This is a genomic window from Pseudomonas sp. 3296, from assembly GCF_031456615.1.
GTDB classification, from domain to species: Bacteria; Pseudomonadota; Gammaproteobacteria; order Pseudomonadales; family Pseudomonadaceae; genus Aquipseudomonas; species Aquipseudomonas mucoides.
Genome location: NZ_JAVDUY010000001.1, coordinates 556,319 through 575,132, shown reverse-complemented (window position 1 = coordinate 575,132; position 18,814 = coordinate 556,319). Strand labels below are relative to the sequence as shown.

Sequence of the window (18,814 nt, the reverse complement as noted above, 5' to 3'; positions counted from 1 at the left end):
ATTCGTCTTGCACAGTAAAGAAGATCAAGGGCAACAGCGAAGCTGGATTGTGGTTATTTTTTATTGTGTATGTGCAAGACCGGAAGGTCTACGGTGTTTCCTGCAATGAACGGCAGTTCATGGGTGTGGGCGGATTGATATATATCAATATATCCGCCAGCTAACTGGAATGGTTGAGCTTCAAGCTGACGCTTGGTCGTGCAATAACGGCGAGCGACGCTCGAAGTGGACATGCCGTAAGCTCCGCTTACCAGTGCTACTGGAAAGACTAACTGTGCAAGAGCGTTGACTACCCTTACAGCGGAGCTGTAAACAGCATCCCTGTGAGCCTAGCTCACAACAGTATTTCTGTGAGCGTCATTCACAGCGGTGTATCTCTCTTGGAGTTGGCGGATAGATAATTATCAATTATCCGCCCATTTGGAAGAGAGTCAGCTATTACGTGGGGTGGTAGAAGGGAGCTGACCACTCACGCCTAACATCCCGAACAGGGCACAGCCGATGACTGACAATCAAAGGCTGTTCAGGATCGTGAGCGGCAGTTCACAACAGTGGCAAGGGAAAGGGTCAAGCCTTCTAGGGGCGATCAGCCCAGTCAGTGCGGCTACAATGTCACCACCTCACCAACAAGGAAGCTGCCCCATGGCGAAGAATGGTAAGAAGAGGCGCAGGAAAGGTCAGGTCACGATTCCGCGTGATCACTACGTCTACGGGCACACTCTCGGCAATGTCAAATCGCTGACTGTAGAGATGGACCCAGTAACCCAGCAGCTGAGTATCCGTGAGATTGATCCCAGCAGTATCAGGCGTCAGATTACGTATGTGCGGCAGAACAAGGATGACAAGGTGCTCTATTCAGCCCCGGCTGATGACTTCTCGATGTCCTTGGATCATGTCGCAGAACTCAAGGCTCGCTTCGATTACCTGATGGCCGTTGACACTAATACGCTCGACGAAATCCATCAGGGTTATCGGGTTAGTGCTTGTTGCATCTACGTAGTGAAGGATCATCTCAGCTCTTTGAATGCCGAGAGTCCCTACGGCCACCATGCCACCTTCCTCATCTTGAATGCGGACCATCAGGCCAAGAGCGAACCCATTGGATGGCACCTAGCGATTACCCAGAGCATCCATCCGCTAATAAGAGACGAGAGGATTGGGGTAATCGTTGATAGCGAACTGGGTATGCATCTCGACATCAACGCAGGGAAGGAGCCGTACTACACAACAAGTTACCTGCCGCCCAAAATGAAATTCCTGTACGCCTCAAGCGATAGTTCAGCGACGTTTGCCAACGCAATGATTCGACTCTGTGATGCCGGAGCCAAGGCGGTGTTGAATGAGTTCGAGAGAAAAGGCATCGTCGACGTACTCAGGCACAAGCCAATCGAGGTCGGCACAGCGCTGTGCTATCGGGTTGTATCCAGTCAGCCAGATGGAACTCCCTCGGAAACCCTCCTTTAACCTGCCAAAACTTCTACTTCCCTCACACGATTGACCTGGAGCAGAGAGGGTGTCCATGACTGGAGGCCGCATTTTGTGGGGCACGTAGGTGCTGGAAGCTAGGCAAGGCCTTGTGTGAGCGCTAGTCGCTGGGTTTTCGCAACAGACTGACGATATCTGATCTGAGTCGTTGGATTCGTGCATTGCGAAAGAAGATCTGCATCCTGTGCCTTGGTCAGACACTGGATATCCGCAGATGCCCTGAGCTGGTCTAGGCTGCTGGTTCCAACCCTCAAGGATGAACGCCCATGGCAGACCAGAACGAAGTCAATATCGCCACAGCCGACGTGCTTACCCTGCTACTTCACAACCAGCACGCGCTTGCAGCAGCGATTGAAGAGTTGGCCTTGTGGGTGAGGGCGAATGGTTCGCCCGAGGCTCATGACAACGCCATCTCAGCGCTGAATACCCTCGACACAAACGCATCCGCCATCACAGCTGGGATTCTCAAACTGAGGCAATAGCCGCTATCAAAGAAGTCTACTTCTCCGGTAGTCCGATAATTGCCCTCAAGATACTATCAAATATCTATTGCAGATAGGCTAATGATCGTATTATCATTAATCTATCGAAACAGATATTAAAGGATAGTCAGCCATGAACGCCCATCTCTATCTGAGAGCATCGACCAAGGATCAAGACGCACTACGTGCCAAGGCATCGCTTGAGGCGTTTGCGGCTGACAAGAGCCTGGCCCTCGCTGGCACCTATAGCGAGAACATCAGTGGCACCAAGCTCAACCGCCCTGAGCTAATGCGTTTGCTGGCTACAGCCGAGAAGGGTGAAGTGCTGTTGGTTGAATCCGTAGACAGGCTCTCGCGACTTTCCCAAGAAGATTGGGAAACACTCAAGGCCACGATCAAGGCCAAGGGCCTACGTCTGGTGATTGCTGACCTGCCCACCAGCCACATGATGGTTGAGGACAAGGGCATCACAGGCCAAATCATGGAGGTGATCAACAACATGTTGCTCGACCTGATGGCGACGATGGCTCGTCTGGATCAGGTGAAGCGCGTTGAGCGTATCAATGAAGGATTGAAGAACAAGAGACTCGCTGACCCTGAGTGGAAGCCAGCCGGGAAGTCCAAGAACACAGCGATGTGGGACAAGGTTGCCACCATCATGACCAAGCATCCCGGCATGTCTGCTGATGATGTTGCTAAGCTCGCTGAGTGTGGCGTTGCCACTGTGTACAGGATCAAACGTGAGATGAAGGGTTGAGACTGATACGCCTTCTGGGACGTTCTACAGGGTCATTCTAGTGATGATCCGTCACAGCTTTGACCCAAGAGGAAGTACCGCTGTAGGTCGTCGGTAGTGGGGTGTAGGCTGTCTGGGTTCATCTCAATTGAGGGTTGTTCTTATTTAAAAATCACTTGGCTTTTTAGTGAGGCACGGTGCACTGGGTTAAGAGGTTCGGGTAGGGCTGAGTGACTCTTACGGATATGTGCCCCAGCTTATATTTCCAGCCCGATTATCAAACCGCCTTCGAAGTGGTCCGAAATTTTCGGGGCGGGACATGGATTCTGTGGAAAACGGTCTCCCCGGTAGGGGGTTCCTTGGTCAGCCCTTGCAGGGGAATGCTTGTTGGGTTGCAAAGATAGTTAGGGCGGTAGCGTTGATGTGGAGTTTCTCCGGGTTCGCTTCCAGATACTTCACCAGTACCCGAACCATTTGCCCATTGCTTACTCCGCTGGGAACACAGATTTGGAGTTTTGGCCCGAGGTCGTGGTTAATGCTTTTAACCAGATCGCCAACAGTCACTACGACTGCGGTGCAGTACCCGGCAGTGTAACTGGTGGATTCCGCCTCGTTGTCCGATAACACCTTCTTGCACCATTGGAGCAGCTCATTCCCTGTTGCCACTGGCGCCGCTGTTGCTGAGCCGCTTGCTAGAGTCCCCGCCAGTGCAACCGCCCCAATCCATGCGTTCATCTTGAATCCCCTCTGAGTGAGTTTGCAGATTGCACCTGGCCCTACTCGATGCGATGCACCTTGCACAGCTTCTTCAGGCTGCCCAGCTTGAGTACGTGCTCAGGGTGTCCGTCCAGCGTGGGCAGTGTGATGTCTTGGTCTGTCTTAATCTGGGTCACTACGTTCTCTACCTGAAGCGCATTCCCGCGAGCGAAGGCAAGTCGGTACTCCGCTTGATCGGTGTAATCGGTGGTCTTCCGCATAACCATGCGTTCAGGTACTGCCCACTCAGCCAGCGGCTCTGTTACCGGCGAGTAGTAGTCAACTGAGTCATGCAACAAACGACCTTGTTTCACCCATTTGCGAAGCCGTAGTGCCGAGCGGATTTGAGCAATCAGGTATGCAGGCTCCGTAATCTCTACACAGACATCAGATTTGAACTCCCTTGCCAGTTCGGGAGAGAGCACTTTGCTCATGCAGAAGACGAAGATTTCGTGGTCCTGGACGGTTGATTTGAAAGTCCCGTGGAATTGCGATTTTTTTCCAGTTGTCGTGTTCGTCAGTTCGAGGCCACCCACCGGTTTGAAAACGCGCTTACCTTCGTATGGATCACCGCGAACCTGCATTTCCTCGTAGTTGCTGTAATAGGACAGGGAGCGGAAGAGAACTTCACCCTTACCGATGAAGGCATCCAGGTATTTGGAAGGAAGGTACTTGAACAGAGGGTCCAAAGCGGCACCTGATGACTGAAGAGTTGAGCTCATTGTGGGCGCTGCGGACTCAGCGAGACGAAGTCCCATATGAGGGAACCTGCATCGCACAGGCTCTCAGTGTCGCCCTAGTTTATTTGGTCAGTCTGAATTTGATCGCTTCAAAAGTTGCACTTGTTTCCGGGGCGGGGGGGATGGATTCTGCGGAGCAAGACCACACTATTAAACGCCTCCGCATGAAAATAGAGCCTCATATAATGAGGCTCGATCCAGCGCGCTACTTTAGGTCGCTTGGCGTTCCTTGGGCGCCATAGCTCGCCCAGTTACTTACCTCGGACACAATGACGCCATCATCGCTATCAATCAGCTTCCTGAAGTGGTCCCGTAGGCCGGTTACGTTCGTTTCGAAGCGATTGAAGCACCATAGCGACTCAAGGATGCGGACCGCTTTGAAGCGAGCCAGCTCATCGTACAGGGGCTTGTAGTCGCGTTGTTTACGCAGGTCGTATTCCAAGAAGTACAGGGCCATATTCATCTCCCTCGTTAACGTTGCTTGTCAGATTGAGATAGGACGGACGCTGCGAGAGTCTTTGTTATCTCGCTGTACTTTTCGGATTTGAGTACCTGTGATGCTTTCGATTCCATTGCTTTGCCGGTCTCTTTGGTGGAAGACGATTGGGAAAGCGCGGACGCGGCTAGGCTTTTGGCAATTGCAGAGGACTGTGGATCGCGGAGGGTTTCAGAAGCCAGTTTGGCTACCTTCGCAGAGGATTGCTTGGTGTTCTTTGACATGGGTGATTTCCTGATAATTGCGATTTGGGCGCACTTATCCAGAGACCACCAATCGGCTACCTATTGACGAAATCGTCAGTAGTGGGCTAAATGGCGACCTTCTCTTGATACGTGCATTAACAAATGCGTGCGTCAGAGGGTGCAGGTAGTCGCGCTACGTTTGGCGACAGAAACGTGACTACTTGCATGCATTCTTCAGCTAAACGACCTTAACTGGTCGTTTTTGCGTTTGTGTGCCAAGACTACTTGAGCGTCCTGTCAAATAGCAACTCGATTCTGTGTATATACACTGGTCTTTCTGTGGATAAGCCTGTGGATAACTGTATCTAGGCTTGCGTGCAGCCCTTCTATATCAAGGATGTTGGCGAATCATACCGTTCGTCGGCATGTGCTATTTTTTTTCGAATTGAACCTCCTGTACGTCCGTAGGGGCGTAGATAGCATCGTCACTACTCTATGTCAGCGTTAACGGCAAAGAAGCGCTTAGAGGCCATTTGAGGGCCTTTTGAGGGCCTATTGGGGATGCATCCAGTATCACTTCGGTTGAACATCTAAACGTTTGTTACTCGTTCAACGTTCTGTCGAACTGGTTACGAGGTTGTATGTAATAAAAGGTGTACATTGCTGAGAGCTTCCATCATCGCTCTCAGCGGAGTCCTACTCCCGTAGATGCCGAACGTCACAGAGCCGTCCTCGTGGCCAGCGATCCGTTTAATGAGGGAGTCTTGCACGCCTGCATCCCGTAACTCATCGATCAAGGTGTGGCGGAAGCTATGAAAGGTTTTCTTCGGATCGGCGATCCCCTGCTTGATCTTGTAGCGTCCGAACCACTTCGACGGTGCATGCCCAAGCTTTCCGCGAACTGCTTCGAGTTCAGGGAACAGTCGATCTGCTCCAGTCGCCCGCACAGATTCAACATACAGCGGAAGTCCCAGTTTGATCAGGGCAGGATGGATGGGCAGCACACGTCGGCTACTTGAGTTCTTCAGGTTCTGGCCGTTCTGACTATCGTCAATGCGGATGCACGGGATGTCCTGTTGTTGAATAAAGTCATTTACTCGGAGCTGGCAGAGTTCTTCCAGTCGTGCCCCGGTGGCACGCCCCAGGAGTGGTAACCAGTAACGCCACGGATGCTTGCGGGCTTCTGTTTCGAGAGTGTTCAGATTGAGCAGGGTGGTTAGATCATGTGGATCGAAAGACAGTCGTGCTTCCTTAGCTGATCCCGTCATCACCTTCAGTCCTACCAGTGGGTTGTCCGTGATGTACCCATTCGACTTGCACCAGTTCATGAATGCCGAGAGTTTGCGTAGTCGGTTGTTTACGGTAACGGCGGTGATGGTCTTGTAAGTGGCGCCTGACTCGACGACCTGCTTCAGGGTCTTGCCTTCATATTCGGGGCGTAGCCCGAAGTACTGCGGACAGCGACTCAGACGATCTTTCAGTAGGCGGGCTTGCTGAGCGTCGAAGGCTTCAACGGGCATGTCGCCCATCAGTTCAAACAAATCTCGTAATGAGCGTTCAACTTCATGCGTGCTGACCTCACGCCACGTGCCACCACGTTTCCCTTCTTCTATATAGAGCTTGGATAAGGTAGCGAGCGTAGGGCCGCCGCTGTGCCGCATCACTGCATTGGTTGGCGTCTTCCGCATAGCTGGTTGGGTCGTTGGTGAGGGGGCAGAGTCTCGCCACTCCGAACACAGCCTACGCAGCGTCTGAAGGTCTGCCATAGGGTGTGCGTTCAGGTGGCTGTGGACTTGCTGGGCGAGTGAGGCTGCAAGGAACAGGGCGCTTTGTCGCTGCCGAATGTTCAGGCTCAAACGTAAAGTGTGACACCTCGGGAAGAGGTGCTTGGGCAGCTTGAGATTCAGGTAGTAGAGCGCCCCGCGCTTGATCAGATAGGCCATGGGTGTGACACCAAAGTGTTACAGCAAAGTGTGACAGTGCTGGCTACACCCCGAGTTCTAACTGCCCGTGCAGCGAGTTTGCACGGTAGAAATATTGCACCCCAAAAAGCCTGAAACCCTTGCCCTGTAAGGCCCGCAACGATTACCGAGCATGCTGGCATGCCACCCGGTCAGGCCTGGAAGGGAGCAGCCGCAGCGGTGACATTGTGTGCCGGGGTGTGGCTGGTAGGGTTGCCTCCATAACGCACCGCGAATCCTCTTTCGCGTTTTCTCTCTGAAAATATTTTTGTCGTTCTGCCATGGATCATCTCCAGGGTGGTTTCTCGTCGTTTGCGGTTTTTCAGAACGAACATTTCACTTATGCACCGATATTCACTGCTGCACGAAGGCTTGGACAAGGCCTGGTCAAGCTGCGAGCATTGCGCACCCTCGTCAGACTGGCGCGAGGTGTTTCAGTCAGATTGATCTGCAGTCTTGCAGGGCCATCAAATGCGCGTCCGGGATGACACGCCATTCTTCCGCTAGCGACAGCGAGCCTGATTCATGGATGAGAAGTACCGCAGGGCTGTGGATGCCGCCGCGATTTTTTCCGAGACCGACCTGAACGGCCGGATCACCTACGTCAATGACCAGTTCTGTGCCGTGTCCGGCTATAGCCGTGAAGAGCTGGTCGGCCAGAATCATCGTCTGCTCAATTCCGGCGTGCATTCTTCCGAATTCTTTTCTGTGATGTGGCGCACCATTGCGCTGGGCAGTGTATGGAAAGGCGAGATCTGCAATCGCGCCAAGGACGGCAGCCTGTATTGGGTCGACAGCACCATGGTGCCGGTGCTTGATGATCACACAGGGCGGATCGATCGATACCTGTCGATCCGGTTCGACATCAGTGAAAAGCGCGAGTTGCTGCATACCTTGCAGTGGCGGGTCGGGCATGACGTGCTGACCGGACTGCCCAATCGCGCGTACCTCTCGGACTTGCTGGATCAGGCGCTGGAGTTCTCACGGCTGGAAGACACCCCGCTGGCGGTGTGCATGCTCGATCTCGACGGGTTTAAAGCGGTCAACGACGGCTACGGCCATGCCAGTGGTGATGTGTTGCTGGTGGAGGTGGCCAGGCGTTTACGTGGCATCGTGCGGGGCGAAGATGTGGTGGCGCGCCTGGCAGGCGACGAGTTCGTGCTGGTGTTGCGTCATGTGCGTGATCTGCCCGAATTGCGTGCGGCGCTGAACCGGGTGCTGGGTGCGATTTCGGCGCCGTACGTGCTGCATGGCAAGGACGTCCATGTGTTCGCCAGCATCGGGGTCACGCTGTTTCCCCTCGACAATGAAGATGCTGAAACCCTGCTGCGTCACGCCGACCAAGCCATGTATGTGGCCAAGCAGCGCGGACGCAACCGTTTTCACCTGTTCGACGTGACGCGGGATCAAGAGGTCAAGGCGACGCACCAGACCGTCCAGCGCGTGCGTCAGGCGTTGGCAGCCGGTGAGTTGTGTCTGCATTTTCAGCCCAAGGTCAACATGCGCCTGGGTAGGGTCGTTGGTTTCGAGGCGCTGTTGCGCTGGGCGCATCCGCAAAACGGCCTGATGCGGGCCAGGGATTTCTTGCCCGCGGTGGAAGAGACGGACCTGATCGTCGACATCGGCGAGTGGGTGATGGATCAGGTCCTGGCGCAATTGCACCGCTGGCAGCAGGCGGGGCAGTGCTGGCCGATCAGTCTGAACATCGCGGCACGGCATTTTCAGCGGGCGGATTTTGTTGACCGGCTCAAGCAAATGCTCGCTCGGCACGCCGAGGTTCCTGCACAGATGCTTGACCTGGAAATCGTCGAGTCGGTAGCCATCGAGAATATCCACCATGTCAGCGTCTGTTTACAGGCTTGTCAGGCGCTGGGGGTGCAGTTTTCGCTGGGCGACTTTGGCACCGGTTATTCATCATTGAGCTATCTCAAGCGTCTGCGTACGCAAACCATCAAGATTGATAAGACGTTCGTGCGCGACATGCTGGAGGATCGCGATGACCTGGCGCTGACCACCGCTGTGATCGGTCTGGCCCGCGCATTTGGCCGGCAGGTGATTGCCGAAGGGCTGGAAAGCATCGAGCACGGTGAGTTGTTGCTGAAACTGGGTTGCGAGGTCGCCCAAGGCTATTTCATCGCCCGACCAATGCCGCCCGAAGCGGTGCCAGGCTGGGTGGCGGGGTTTGTAGTGCCGCCGCAATGGCAGGCAGTGACCATGTCCCTGTAGCAGCCTGCGTCCGGCTGCTACAAGTTTGCGGGGCTGCCGATATAGAGCCGGATAATGTCATCAATCTCCCCGGACATTTTCATCCGCAACAACGTGCGCAGAATGCGCTGCACCGGCACCTTGGGGGCATTGCGCACGTAGCAACCGACATTCTGTTCCTGTAACACGGCGACCGCTTTCAATTGTCGGTCGGGCAGCAGGCGCTGATTGAACCAGTCCAGTGTCCATTGATTGCTCACGGCATAGCGATAACGCCCGGCATTGAGTTTTTCCAGTACTTGTTCCTGATTGCGCGCGTCTTCGCGGCGCAGGCGATCGGCATCGAACAGCGGTTGCAGCGTCGAGTAGTAATAGCCGAGCACTGTGCCGACGGGTTGGCGTGACAGGTTCGCAGGTAACACCTGGGCGGGCGAGTCTTGCTGACTGACCAGCACGTCACGCTGAAACCACAGCGGGATGCTCCAGATGTAGTCGCCCGACTGATTCGGTAGCCATGACTGCGCGGCATAGCAGCGCACATCGACCTCGCCGTGTTCCATGGCGTTTTGCACTCGCGCCCGGGGCAGTACCTGAAATTCCGCCGGCACTCCCACCTGAGTGGCCAGGCTGAGCATCACGTCATACAGGATGCCCTGGGTCAGGCGGCCATGATCCAGTTGCACCATCGGCATCGCCCAACTGTCGGGCACGACAAATCGCAACGGCGCTTCGGCAGCGGCGGCGCTCACACTTATCCACAGCAATGCCCCCAAGGCACAACGCATAAACGCTCCGGTACAGCTGAAACCCGAGCCGATTAAAGCCCCCAAAGTGCAGCTTAGCCAGATTAGACGAGCACACCGGATGCAATTTTGGCCTTGCTCCGCTAGCATTAGCCGCTTCTGTTCCTTCGTTGCGACGGTTTTCGATGAGTTATCAGGTTCTTGCACGTAAATGGCGTCCGCGCTCGTTCCGCGAAATGGTCGGCCAGACCCATGTGCTCAAGGCTCTGATCAATGCCTTGGACAGTCAGCGGCTGCACCATGCCTACCTGTTTACCGGTACGCGCGGGGTGGGCAAGACCACCATTGCGCGGATCATCGCCAAATGCCTGAACTGTGAAACAGGTATCACTTCGACGCCGTGCGGCGAGTGCTCGGTGTGCCGCGAAATCGATGAAGGGCGCTTTGTCGACCTGATCGAGATCGACGCCGCGAGCCGGACCAAGGTCGAAGACACCCGCGAACTGCTCGACAACGTGCAGTACGCCCCGAGCCGCGGGCGCTTCAAGGTCTACCTGATCGACGAAGTGCACATGCTCTCCAGCCATTCCTTCAATGCGCTGCTGAAAACCCTCGAAGAGCCGCCACCCTACGTCAAGTTCATCCTGGCGACGACCGATCCGCAGAAACTTCCTGCAACCATTCTGTCGCGGTGCCTGCAGTTCTCCCTGAAGAACATGACGCCGGAACGCGTGGTGGAGCATTTGACCCACGTACTGGGTGTCGAGAACGTGCCGTTCGAAGACGACGCATTGTGGCTGCTGGGCCGTGCCGCCGATGGCTCGATGCGTGACGCCATGAGCCTCACCGACCAGGCCATCGCCTTCGGTGAAGGCAATGTCATGGCCGCCGACGTGCGAGCGATGCTCGGTACGCTGGATCACGGTCAGGTCTACGACGTTTTGCATGCATTGATCGAAGGTGACGCCAAGGCGTTGCTCGAAGGTGTCCGTCATCTGGCCGAACAAGGCCCGGACTGGAACGGCGTGCTCTCGGAAATTCTCAACGTGCTGCACCGTGTCGCCATCGCCCAGGCCTTGCCTGAAGGCGTCGACAACGGTCACGGCGACCGTGACCGGGTATTGGCGCTGGCCCAGGCCTTGCCGGCCGAAGACGTGCAGTTTTATTACCAGATGGGCCTGATCGGCCGGCGTGATTTGCCGCTGGCACCGGACCCGCGTGGTGGCTTTGAAATGGTCCTGCTGCGGATGCTGGCCTTCCGGCCTGCGGACACGGCGGACGCCCCGAGGCAACCGCTAAAGCCAGTGGGGATCAGCCAGGCCACAGTTGATTCCGCAAATTCAGTGGCTGCCGCGCCGGTTGTTGCGCCGGTAGTCGCTGCGGCAGTTGCACCGGCTCCCGTTGTTGCCGCTCCAGTTCCCGCGCCGGAACCTGAACCGGTTGCGCCCGTAGTCGTGCGTGAACCCGTGGTTGAGCCCGTAGCGGTCGAGGAAGTCGTCGACCTGCCGTGGAACGACCCGGTCGCTCCCGAGGTCGTCCAGCAACCCGCCGTCGAGCCGGTACTGGAAACCGCCAGCGAGCAGCCCGAATTGCCGCCAATGCCGTTGCCAACGCCGGACAGCGTGGTGCCAGACGCGCCGGAGTGGGCCGCTGCGCCGATCCCGGAACCGTCCGTTGCCGACGTCGATGCCGCTACCCCTGGTATCGACCAAGACGACGAACCGCCGCTGGACGAGGATTACATCGAGCCGGACATGGATTCGGCCTACAGTTACCTTGATGAACTGGCCAGCGAACATACCGCCGAACCCGCGCCGGAACCGGAGCCGGAACCCGCTGCGATGCCGGCCACCGGTCTGGCGCTGCAATGGCTGGAAATGTTCCCGAAACTGCCGATCTCCGGCATGACGGGCAGTATTGCCGCCAACTGCACGCTGATATCCGTCGAGGGCGATCACTGGCTGATGCACCTGGACCCGGCCCACAGCGCCTTGTTCAATGCGACCCAGCAACGTCGTCTCAACGATGCGCTGAACCAGTTTCACGGGCGCACGCTGACCCTGAGCATGGAACTGATCAAGCCTGAACAGGAAACTCCGGCCCAGGCGGCGTCCCGGCGCCGTGCCAACCGTCAGCGCGAGGCCGAGGAGTCGATCCACGGCGATCCGCTCATCCAGCAAATGATGCAACAGTTCGGTGCGGTGATCCGTCACGATACTATTGAACCTGTCGACGCTCTGGTCAGTCAGGGCTAATAACTGAAGGTGTTCGGTCAACAGGGCCGGATGCTGTTTAATCCAAGTACTTTTGAGGTGATTCCCATGATGAAAGGTGGCATGGCCGGCCTGATGAAGCAGGCACAGCAGATGCAGGAAAAAATGGCCAAGATGCAGGAAGAGCTGGCCAACGCCGAAGTCATCGGTAAAGCGGGCGGCGATATGGTCACCGTGGTGATGACCGGTCGTCACGACGTCAAGAGCGTGACCATCGACCCAAGCCTGGTTGAAGGCCTGAGCGAAGACGACAAAGAGATGCTGGAAGCCGTCGTCGCCGCCGCCGTCAACGATGCCGTGCGCAAGATCGAAGCCAACAGCCAGGACAAAATGTCCGGCATGACCGCGGGCATGCAACTGCCGCCGGGCATGAAGCTGCCATTCTGATTCGCTAAAGCGCATCGGATGAGCTACAAAAAAATGCCAGGCATCGCGCCTGGCATTTTTGTTTCTGCCTGTTGGAAGTTTTGATCGTTCCCACGCAGAGCGTGGGAACGATCGGGTTCAGAAACTTCGAACGCCACACCACCCTAACGGTCTGCTCCCCTATACCACTCGATTCTCGACCAAAGGAGACGCTCACATGCCACAAGCATTGACCCTCAACCAACGTATCGTCCTGGCGTCCCGCCCGGTTGGCGCGCCGACGCCGGAGAATTTTCGCCTGGAAAGGGAAGCGTTGCCGGAGCTCGCTGACGGTCAGGTCCTGCTCAAGACCCTTTACCTGTCGCTGGACCCGTACATGCGCGGTCGCATGAGTGACGCGCCGTCCTATGCCGCCCCGGTCGAAATCGGAGAGGTCATGACCGGCGGCGCTGTCAGTCGGGTCGAGCGTTCGTTGAATCCAAAATTCCAGGAAGGTGATGTGGTCGTCGGCTCCACCGGCTGGCAGAGCCACAGCATTAGCGACGGTCGCAACATCATCCCGGTGCCGTCCGGGTTGCCGAGCCCGTCGATGGCCTTGGGCGTGCTGGGGATGCCGGGCATGACGGCCTATATGGGGCTGATGGACATTGGCCAGCCGAAGTCCGGCGAAACCCTGGTGGTCGCGGCGGCATCCGGTGCCGTGGGGTCCGTGGTCGGTCAGGTAGCGAAGATCAAGGGTTTACGCGCGGTCGGCGTCGCCGGTGGCGCGGAAAAATGCCGTTATGTCGTCGACGAATTAGGTTTTGATGCCTGCGTCGACCACAAGAGTCCGGACTTCGCCCAAGAGCTGGCGAAGGCGTGCCCCAACGGCATCGACATCTATTACGAGAACGTCGGTGGCAAGGTGTTCGACGCGGTATTGCCGCTGCTCAACCCCAAGGCGCGAATTCCGCTGTGCGGCCTGATCGCTTCCTACAACGCCCACGAAGCCCCGAGCGGCCCGGATCGTCTGCCGCAATTGCAGCGGACGATTTTGACCAGGCGCGTGCGAATCCAGGGCTTCATCGTGTTCGACGACTACGGCGATCGACAGCCGGAATTCGTCAGTGCCATGGCGCCGTGGGTGCGCGACGGCAAGGTGAAATTCCGCGAAGACGTGGTCGATGGTCTCGAGCAGGCACCCGAAGCATTCATTGGTCTGCTTGAAGGGCGCAACTTCGGCAAACTGGTGGTGCGGGTCGCGCAAGACTGAGTATTTGACGCTAAAGAGAGGCGCGGGTATAAACCGCGTCTCGTTGTTTTGTCGGACGTTTCCCCATGAGCTTCAGCCCTTTGATTCGCCAACTGATCGATGCCCTGCGAATTTTGCCGGGTGTGGGTCAGAAAACCGCCCAGCGCATGGCGCTGCAACTGCTTGAACGTGATCGCAGCGGTGGTTCGCGACTGGCGTCGGCCTTGAGTCAGGCCATGGAAGGGGTGGGCCATTGCCGTTTGTGCCGCACGCTGACCGAGGACGACCTGTGCCCGCAGTGCGCGGATACTCGCCGTGACGACACGTTGCTGTGCGTGGTGGAAGGGCCGATGGATGTGTATGCGGTGGAGCAGACCGGTTTCCGTGGTCGCTACTTCGTGCTCAAGGGGCATTTGTCGCCGCTTGATGGCCTTGGGCCTGAGGCGATTGGTATTCCGCAGTTGATGGCGCGGATTGAAGAGGCCGGGACTTTTACCGAAGTCATTCTTGCGACCAACCCGACGGTGGAAGGTGAGGCGACGGCGCATTACATTGCGCAGTTGCTTAGCAATAAGGGGCTGATTGCTTCGCGTATTGCTCACGGTGTGCCGTTGGGGGGGGAGCTGGAATTGGTGGATGGCGGGACGTTGGCGCATTCGTTTGCCGGGCGTAAGCCGATAGCCTTGTAGTGGCTGAACGGGCTTGCCCGTGATGGAAGCGCCTCGGTCCATCTGATTCACACATTCCTGTTGAAAACCAAGCAAGCGCTCGGTTAACGTCGCTGAACCTTCAGTGGAGTTCGCCGATGCCTGCCTTTCAGGAATACTTCGATCCCAGCCACCAATTGGTCCGTGACAGCGTCAGACGTTTCGTCGAGCGGGAGATCCTTCCGGACATTGATCAGTGGGAGGAAGCTGAAAGCTTTCCCCGTGAGCTCTACCTCAAGGCCGGTGCTGCCGGGATTCTGGGCATTGGCTATCCCGAAGCGCTGGGCGGCAGCCATGAAGGTGATCTGTTCGCCAAGGTCGCTGCCAGCGAAGAGCTGATGCGCTGTGGCTCGGGTGGACTGGTGGCCGGTTTGGGGTCGCTGGATATCGGCTTGCCACCGATCCTCAAGTGGGCCCGGCCCGAAGTGCGTGATCGCGTGGTGCCGCAGGTGCTGACCGGCGAGAAGATCAGCGCCCTGGCAGTCACCGAACCCAGCGGCGGTTCCGACGTCGCCAACCTGCAAACCCGCGCCGTGCGTGACGGCGACTTCTATCGCGTCAGCGGCAGCAAAACCTTCATCACCAGCGGCGTTCGTGCCGATTACTACACCGTCGCGGTGCGCACTGGCGAGCCCGGTTTTGGCGGCATCAGCCTGTTGTTGATCGAGAAGGGCACACCCGGTTTCACCGTCGGCCGTCAGTTGAAGAAAATGGGCTGGTGGGCGTCGGACACCGCAGAGTTGTTCTTCGACGACTGTCGGGTGCCGGTGGGCAATCTGATTGGCGCGCAAAACATGGGTTTCGCCTGCATCATGGGTAACTTTCAGAGTGAGCGGCTGGCGTTGGCATTGATGGCCAACATGACTGCGCAGCTGGCGCTGGAGGAGAGCCTGAAATGGGCCCGTCAGCGCGAAGCCTTCGGTAAACCCATCGGCAAGTTCCAGGTACTCAAGCATCGCCTCGCCGAGATGGCGACAGCGCTGGAAGTGTCCCGGGAATTTACCTATCGCCAGGCGGCGAAGATGGCAGCGGGGCAGAGTGTGATCAAGGAAATTTCGATGGCCAAGAACTTTGCCACCGACACGGCGGACCGGATCGTCAATGATGCGGTGCAGATTCTGGGAGGCTTGGGTTACATGCGTGACAGCCTTGTGGAGCGGCTGTACCGGGATAACCGGATTCTGTCGATTGGTGGCGGGACGCGGGAAGTGATGAACGAGATTATCAGTAAGCAGATGGGGCTTTGATTGGCGGGGTAGCGGCTGACGTCATCGCGAGCAAAGCTCGGCTCCCACAGGGGGCTGTCACCGGACACACATCGTGTATTCGACATAGATCACTGTGGGAGCCGGGCTTTGCCCGCGATGGCGTCAGTACAGACGCCGCCTTACTTATCGGACAACGCAAACTGCGTCAGGCAGAACGTAGGAATCCCCATATCTTCCAACCGCTGCGACCCGCCCAGTTCGGGCAGATCAATAATCGCCGCCGCTTCATGAACCCGTGCGCCCATGCGTCGAATCAGGTTCGCCGCCGCAATCAGCGTGCCGCCCGTGGCAATCAGGTCATCGAACATCACCACCGAATCGCCCTCGCACAGGCTGTCGGCGTGGACCTCGAGGAACGCTTCACCGTACTCGGTCGCGTAACCCTCGGCCAACACGTCGGCCGGCAGTTTGCCTTGCTTGCGGAACAGCACCAGTGGCTTGTTCAACTGATACGCCAGCACCGAACCGATCAGGAAGCCACGGGCATCCATCGCGCCGATGTGGGTGAAATCGGCTTCGACGTAGCGATGGGCGAAGCTGTCCATCACCAGGCGCAGCGCCGTGGGTGACTGGAACAACGGCGTGATATCACGAAAGATCACGCCCGGCTTGGGGAAGTCTATTACCGGGCGGATCAGGGATTTGATGTCGAAGGAGTCGAAGACCATCGTCGAGGTGTCCTGGCAGGCTGCAAACGTCGCAGTATAACGGCGGCTGAACCGTTTCGCTCAGCCGCAAGGGTGACATTCAGCCTTCGAGAGAGCCGCCAGCCAGTGCGCAGAGCTGGATCGGGTCGAGGATATGAATTTCCTTGCCTTCAGCGGCGATCAATTCGCTCTGCTGAAAACGGGTGAACACCCGGGACACGGTTTCGACCGCCAGCCCCAGGTAATTGCCGATTTCGTTGCGCGACATGCTCAGGCGGAACTGGTTGGCCGAGAAACCGCGGGCGCGGAAACGTGCCGACAGGTTGACCAGGAACGTGGCGATGCGCTCGTCGGCGGTTTTTTTCGACAACAGCAACATCATTTGTTGATCGTCGCGAATCTCGCGACTCATGACGCGCATCAGCTGGCGACGCAGTTGTGGCAGTTGCACGGACAGTTCGTCGAGGCGATCGAAAGGGATTTCGCACACTGAGGTGGTTTCCAGCGCTTGCGCGGACACGGGGTGCTTTTCAGTGTCCATGCCCGACAGGCCGACCAGTTCACTCGGTAAGTGGAAACCGGTGAGCTGCTCTTCACCGCCGTCGCTCAGGCTGAAGGTCTTGAGGGCGCCGGAGCGCACCGCATAGACGCAATCGAAGGTGTCGCCCTGGCGAAACAGGAACTCACCTTTTTTCAGCGGACGGCCACGCTTGACGATGTCGTCCAGCGCGTCCATGTCCTCCAGGTTCAGAGACAGCGGTAAACACAGGGGGGCGAGGCTGCAATCCTTGCAATGGGCCTGGTTATGAGCACGCAGTTTGACTGGCTCGGACATTTCTTCAATCCTTGTGGGAAAATCACACATAAGACGTAAGGGTAACCCACGGGATGGTATTCCGGCCAGTTTGTGCAGATATTGTCACGCCACGATACCGCGTGATGCAGGCGGTCCTGTGTAAACGCTGAAATCCGCCTCCATGACGATGAAGAATTAGATCACCCGGGAAAAACGTTGGTGGTTGAGTTGCTGCAGATAAGCGTCGAACACCATGCACACCGAGCGCACCAGCAAGCGACCGGCCGGCAGTACAGTGATTCGCTCGTTGTCGAGGCTGATCAAACCGTCATCGGCCATGGTCAGCAACTGCGGCCACAACTGGCCGAAGTAACCGCGAAAGTCGATGTTGAACGCTTGCTCGATCTCGACGAATTCCAGGCTGAACCTGCAGATCAGCTGCTGTATCACCGCCCGCCGCAACCGGTCATCGACGTTGCACACCAGGCCACGGCTGGTGGCCAGTTGACCCGTGGCCAGGGTGTTCTGGTATTGAGCCAGGTCGCTGGTGTTCTGGCAGTACAGATCACCGATCTGGCTGATGGCTGACACCCCCAAACCGATCAAATCGCAATGGCCGTGGGTGGTGTAGCCTTGAAAATTGCGCTGCAGGGTTGATTCTTCCTGGGCGATCGCCAGCTCGTCGTCGGGCAGGGCGAAGTGGTCCATGCCGATGTAGCGGTACCCGGCCGTGGTCAGTTGCTCGATGGTGCGCTGGAGCATTTCCAGCTTCTGCGCCGGAGTCGGCAGCTCGTCGCTGTTGATGCGTCGCTGCGGCATGAAGCGTTCGGGCAGGTGCGCGTAGTTGAACACCGAGAGCCGATCCGGTTGCAGGTTGATCACTTCATCCACCGTGCGGGCGAAGTTTTCGGGCGTCTGCCGGGGCAAGCCGTAGATCAGGTCGATGTTGATCGAGCGAAATTGCAGGGTCCGGGCCGCGTCGATCACCGCGCGGGTTTCTTCCAGGCTTTGCAGACGATTGACCGCCCGTTGCACGGCCGGGTCGAGGTCTTGCAGGCCAATGCTGACACGATTGAACCCCAGCTCGCGCAATAGGCCCATGGTTGACCAGTCGGCTTCGCGAGGGTCGATTTCAATGCCGTAGTCGCCGGAATCATCGTCCAGCAAGTTGAAGCTCTTGCGCAGTTGAGCCATTAACTGGCGCAGTTCATCGTGGCTGAGAAACGTCGGGGTGCCGCCGCCGAAGTGCAGCTGTTCGACCTTCTGTGCCGGGTCGAGGTGACAGGCGATCAGCTGGATTTCCTGCTCAAGACGCTGCAAGTAGGGCAGGGCGCGGCCGCGATCCTTGGTGATGACTTTGTTGCAGGCGCAGTAGTAGCAAATGTTCGCGCAGAACGGCACATGCACGTACAGCGACAACGGGCGCAGGGCCTTGCGGCTGTCGCGCAGTGCGTGGAACAGGTCGAACGAGCCGACTTGACTGTGGAATTGCACAGCCGTCGGGTAAGAGGTGTAGCGCGGTCCCGCCAAGTCGTAACGGCGGATCAGATCGGTGTCCCAACGAATGGCGTCGAGCATCATGCGGGCATTCCCCCGGATAGGCTTGCAGTGTGGGCGAGTCTAGGGGGGGAGGCGTTGGGGCATCTTGATTTGCATCAACGGTGAGCACGGACGTGTAGCCGCTGCCGAAGGCTGCGTCCGGCTGCTAAGCAGTTGTAAACCTTTCACCTCGGGCTC

At 57.3% G+C, this 18,814-nt stretch carries 19 protein-coding genes; 9 read left to right on the top strand and 10 right to left on the bottom strand.

Translation table 11 applies throughout. The features are described 5' to 3' along the window. Nucleotides 1–53: 53 nt before the first annotated feature. A complete protein-coding gene (locus J2X66_RS02785) occupies nucleotides 54–233 on the bottom strand; it encodes a hypothetical protein (protein ID WP_310260562.1) in 180 nt (59 codons plus the stop codon). 409 nt (nucleotides 234–642) lie between these two features. On the opposite strand from J2X66_RS02785, the gene J2X66_RS02780 reads away from it, so the two are divergent. The 3 genes from J2X66_RS02780 (at nucleotide 643) to J2X66_RS02770 (ending at nucleotide 2,724) form a co-directional block, all read left to right on the top strand. Then, nucleotides 643–1,464: a hypothetical protein gene (locus J2X66_RS02780; RefSeq protein ID WP_310260559.1), complete on the top strand. Its 822-nt coding sequence runs from the start codon at nucleotides 643–645 to the stop codon at nucleotides 1,462–1,464. Nucleotides 1,465–1,751: 287 nt separating this feature from the next. Beyond that, the gene (locus J2X66_RS02775) at nucleotides 1,752–1,967 is read left to right on the top strand and encodes a hypothetical protein (RefSeq protein WP_310260557.1); all 216 of its coding nucleotides are present in this window, start codon (nucleotides 1,752–1,754) and stop codon (nucleotides 1,965–1,967) included. Nucleotides 1,968–2,100: 133 nt separating this feature from the next. After that, entirely contained in the window at nucleotides 2,101–2,724 is a 624-nt protein-coding gene (locus J2X66_RS02770; protein ID WP_310260553.1) for a recombinase family protein, read from the top strand. 342 nt (nucleotides 2,725–3,066) lie between these two features. Here J2X66_RS02770 and J2X66_RS02765 read toward each other — a convergent pair whose 3' ends face one another. From J2X66_RS02765 to J2X66_RS02745, 5 genes are all read right to left on the bottom strand, one after another. Then, nucleotides 3,067–3,438, bottom strand: a complete 372-nt coding sequence (locus J2X66_RS02765) for a Rap1a/Tai family immunity protein (protein ID WP_310260550.1) — start codon at nucleotides 3,436–3,438, stop codon at nucleotides 3,067–3,069. 41 nt (nucleotides 3,439–3,479) lie between these two features. Then, entirely contained in the window at nucleotides 3,480–4,217 is a 738-nt protein-coding gene (locus J2X66_RS02760) for a hypothetical protein (protein ID WP_310260546.1), read from the bottom strand. Nucleotides 4,218–4,404: 187 nt separating this feature from the next. Continuing rightward, a complete protein-coding gene (locus J2X66_RS02755) occupies nucleotides 4,405–4,656 on the bottom strand; it encodes a hypothetical protein (RefSeq protein WP_310260544.1) in 252 nt (83 codons plus the stop codon). 14 nt (nucleotides 4,657–4,670) lie between these two features. Next, the gene (locus J2X66_RS02750) at nucleotides 4,671–4,919 is read right to left on the bottom strand and encodes a hypothetical protein (protein WP_310260540.1); all 249 of its coding nucleotides are present in this window, start codon (nucleotides 4,917–4,919) and stop codon (nucleotides 4,671–4,673) included. A 590-nt stretch (nucleotides 4,920–5,509) separates the two neighbouring features. After that, the gene (locus J2X66_RS02745; protein ID WP_310260538.1) at nucleotides 5,510–6,823 is read right to left on the bottom strand and encodes a site-specific integrase; all 1,314 of its coding nucleotides are present in this window, start codon (nucleotides 6,821–6,823) and stop codon (nucleotides 5,510–5,512) included. Nucleotides 6,824–7,366: 543 nt separating this feature from the next. On the opposite strand from J2X66_RS02745, the gene J2X66_RS02740 reads away from it, so the two are divergent. Beyond that, the gene (locus J2X66_RS02740) at nucleotides 7,367–9,067 is read left to right on the top strand and encodes an EAL domain-containing protein (RefSeq protein WP_310260535.1); all 1,701 of its coding nucleotides are present in this window, start codon (nucleotides 7,367–7,369) and stop codon (nucleotides 9,065–9,067) included. 17 nt (nucleotides 9,068–9,084) lie between these two features. On the opposite strand, the gene J2X66_RS02735 is transcribed toward J2X66_RS02740, so the two are convergent. After that, nucleotides 9,085–9,831, bottom strand: a complete 747-nt coding sequence (locus tag J2X66_RS02735) for a transporter substrate-binding domain-containing protein (RefSeq protein ID WP_310260532.1) — start codon at nucleotides 9,829–9,831, stop codon at nucleotides 9,085–9,087. 143 nt (nucleotides 9,832–9,974) lie between these two features. Here J2X66_RS02735 and dnaX point away from each other — a divergent pair, with 143 nt between their 5' ends. The 5 genes from dnaX to J2X66_RS02710 all read left to right on the top strand — a co-directional run bounded on the left by dnaX (nucleotide 9,975) and on the right by J2X66_RS02710 (nucleotide 15,613). Beyond that, nucleotides 9,975–12,044, top strand: coding sequence for a DNA polymerase III subunit gamma/tau (dnaX, locus tag J2X66_RS02730; RefSeq protein WP_310260529.1), 2,070 nt, complete (start codon nucleotides 9,975–9,977; stop codon nucleotides 12,042–12,044). A gap of 66 nt (nucleotides 12,045–12,110) precedes the next feature. Continuing rightward, entirely contained in the window at nucleotides 12,111–12,449 is a 339-nt protein-coding gene (locus J2X66_RS02725) for a YbaB/EbfC family nucleoid-associated protein (protein WP_027921723.1), read from the top strand. Nucleotides 12,450–12,645: 196 nt separating this feature from the next. Beyond that, on the top strand, nucleotides 12,646–13,680 hold the full coding sequence (locus J2X66_RS02720; protein WP_310260525.1) for an NADP-dependent oxidoreductase: 1,035 nt from the start codon (nucleotides 12,646–12,648) through the stop codon (nucleotides 13,678–13,680). A 65-nt stretch (nucleotides 13,681–13,745) separates the two neighbouring features. Continuing rightward, the gene (gene recR, locus J2X66_RS02715; protein WP_310260522.1) at nucleotides 13,746–14,348 is read left to right on the top strand and encodes a recombination mediator RecR; all 603 of its coding nucleotides are present in this window, start codon (nucleotides 13,746–13,748) and stop codon (nucleotides 14,346–14,348) included. A gap of 116 nt (nucleotides 14,349–14,464) precedes the next feature. Beyond that, the gene (locus tag J2X66_RS02710; RefSeq protein WP_027921720.1) at nucleotides 14,465–15,613 is read left to right on the top strand and encodes an acyl-CoA dehydrogenase family protein; all 1,149 of its coding nucleotides are present in this window, start codon (nucleotides 14,465–14,467) and stop codon (nucleotides 15,611–15,613) included. Nucleotides 15,614–15,753: 140 nt separating this feature from the next. On the opposite strand, the gene J2X66_RS02705 is transcribed toward J2X66_RS02710, so the two are convergent. From J2X66_RS02705 to hemN, 3 genes are all read right to left on the bottom strand, one after another. Further along, the gene (locus tag J2X66_RS02705) at nucleotides 15,754–16,302 is read right to left on the bottom strand and encodes an adenine phosphoribosyltransferase (RefSeq protein ID WP_008057870.1); all 549 of its coding nucleotides are present in this window, start codon (nucleotides 16,300–16,302) and stop codon (nucleotides 15,754–15,756) included. 79 nt (nucleotides 16,303–16,381) lie between these two features. Next, nucleotides 16,382–17,116, bottom strand: coding sequence for a fumarate/nitrate reduction transcriptional regulator Fnr (gene fnr, locus J2X66_RS02700; RefSeq protein WP_123434283.1), 735 nt, complete (start codon nucleotides 17,114–17,116; stop codon nucleotides 16,382–16,384). Nucleotides 17,117–17,272: 156 nt separating this feature from the next. Further along, complete coding sequence (hemN, locus tag J2X66_RS02695) at nucleotides 17,273–18,655, bottom strand: oxygen-independent coproporphyrinogen III oxidase (protein WP_310261436.1); 1,383 nt, start codon at nucleotides 18,653–18,655, stop codon at nucleotides 17,273–17,275. Between the last annotated feature and the right edge of the window lie 159 nt (nucleotides 18,656–18,814).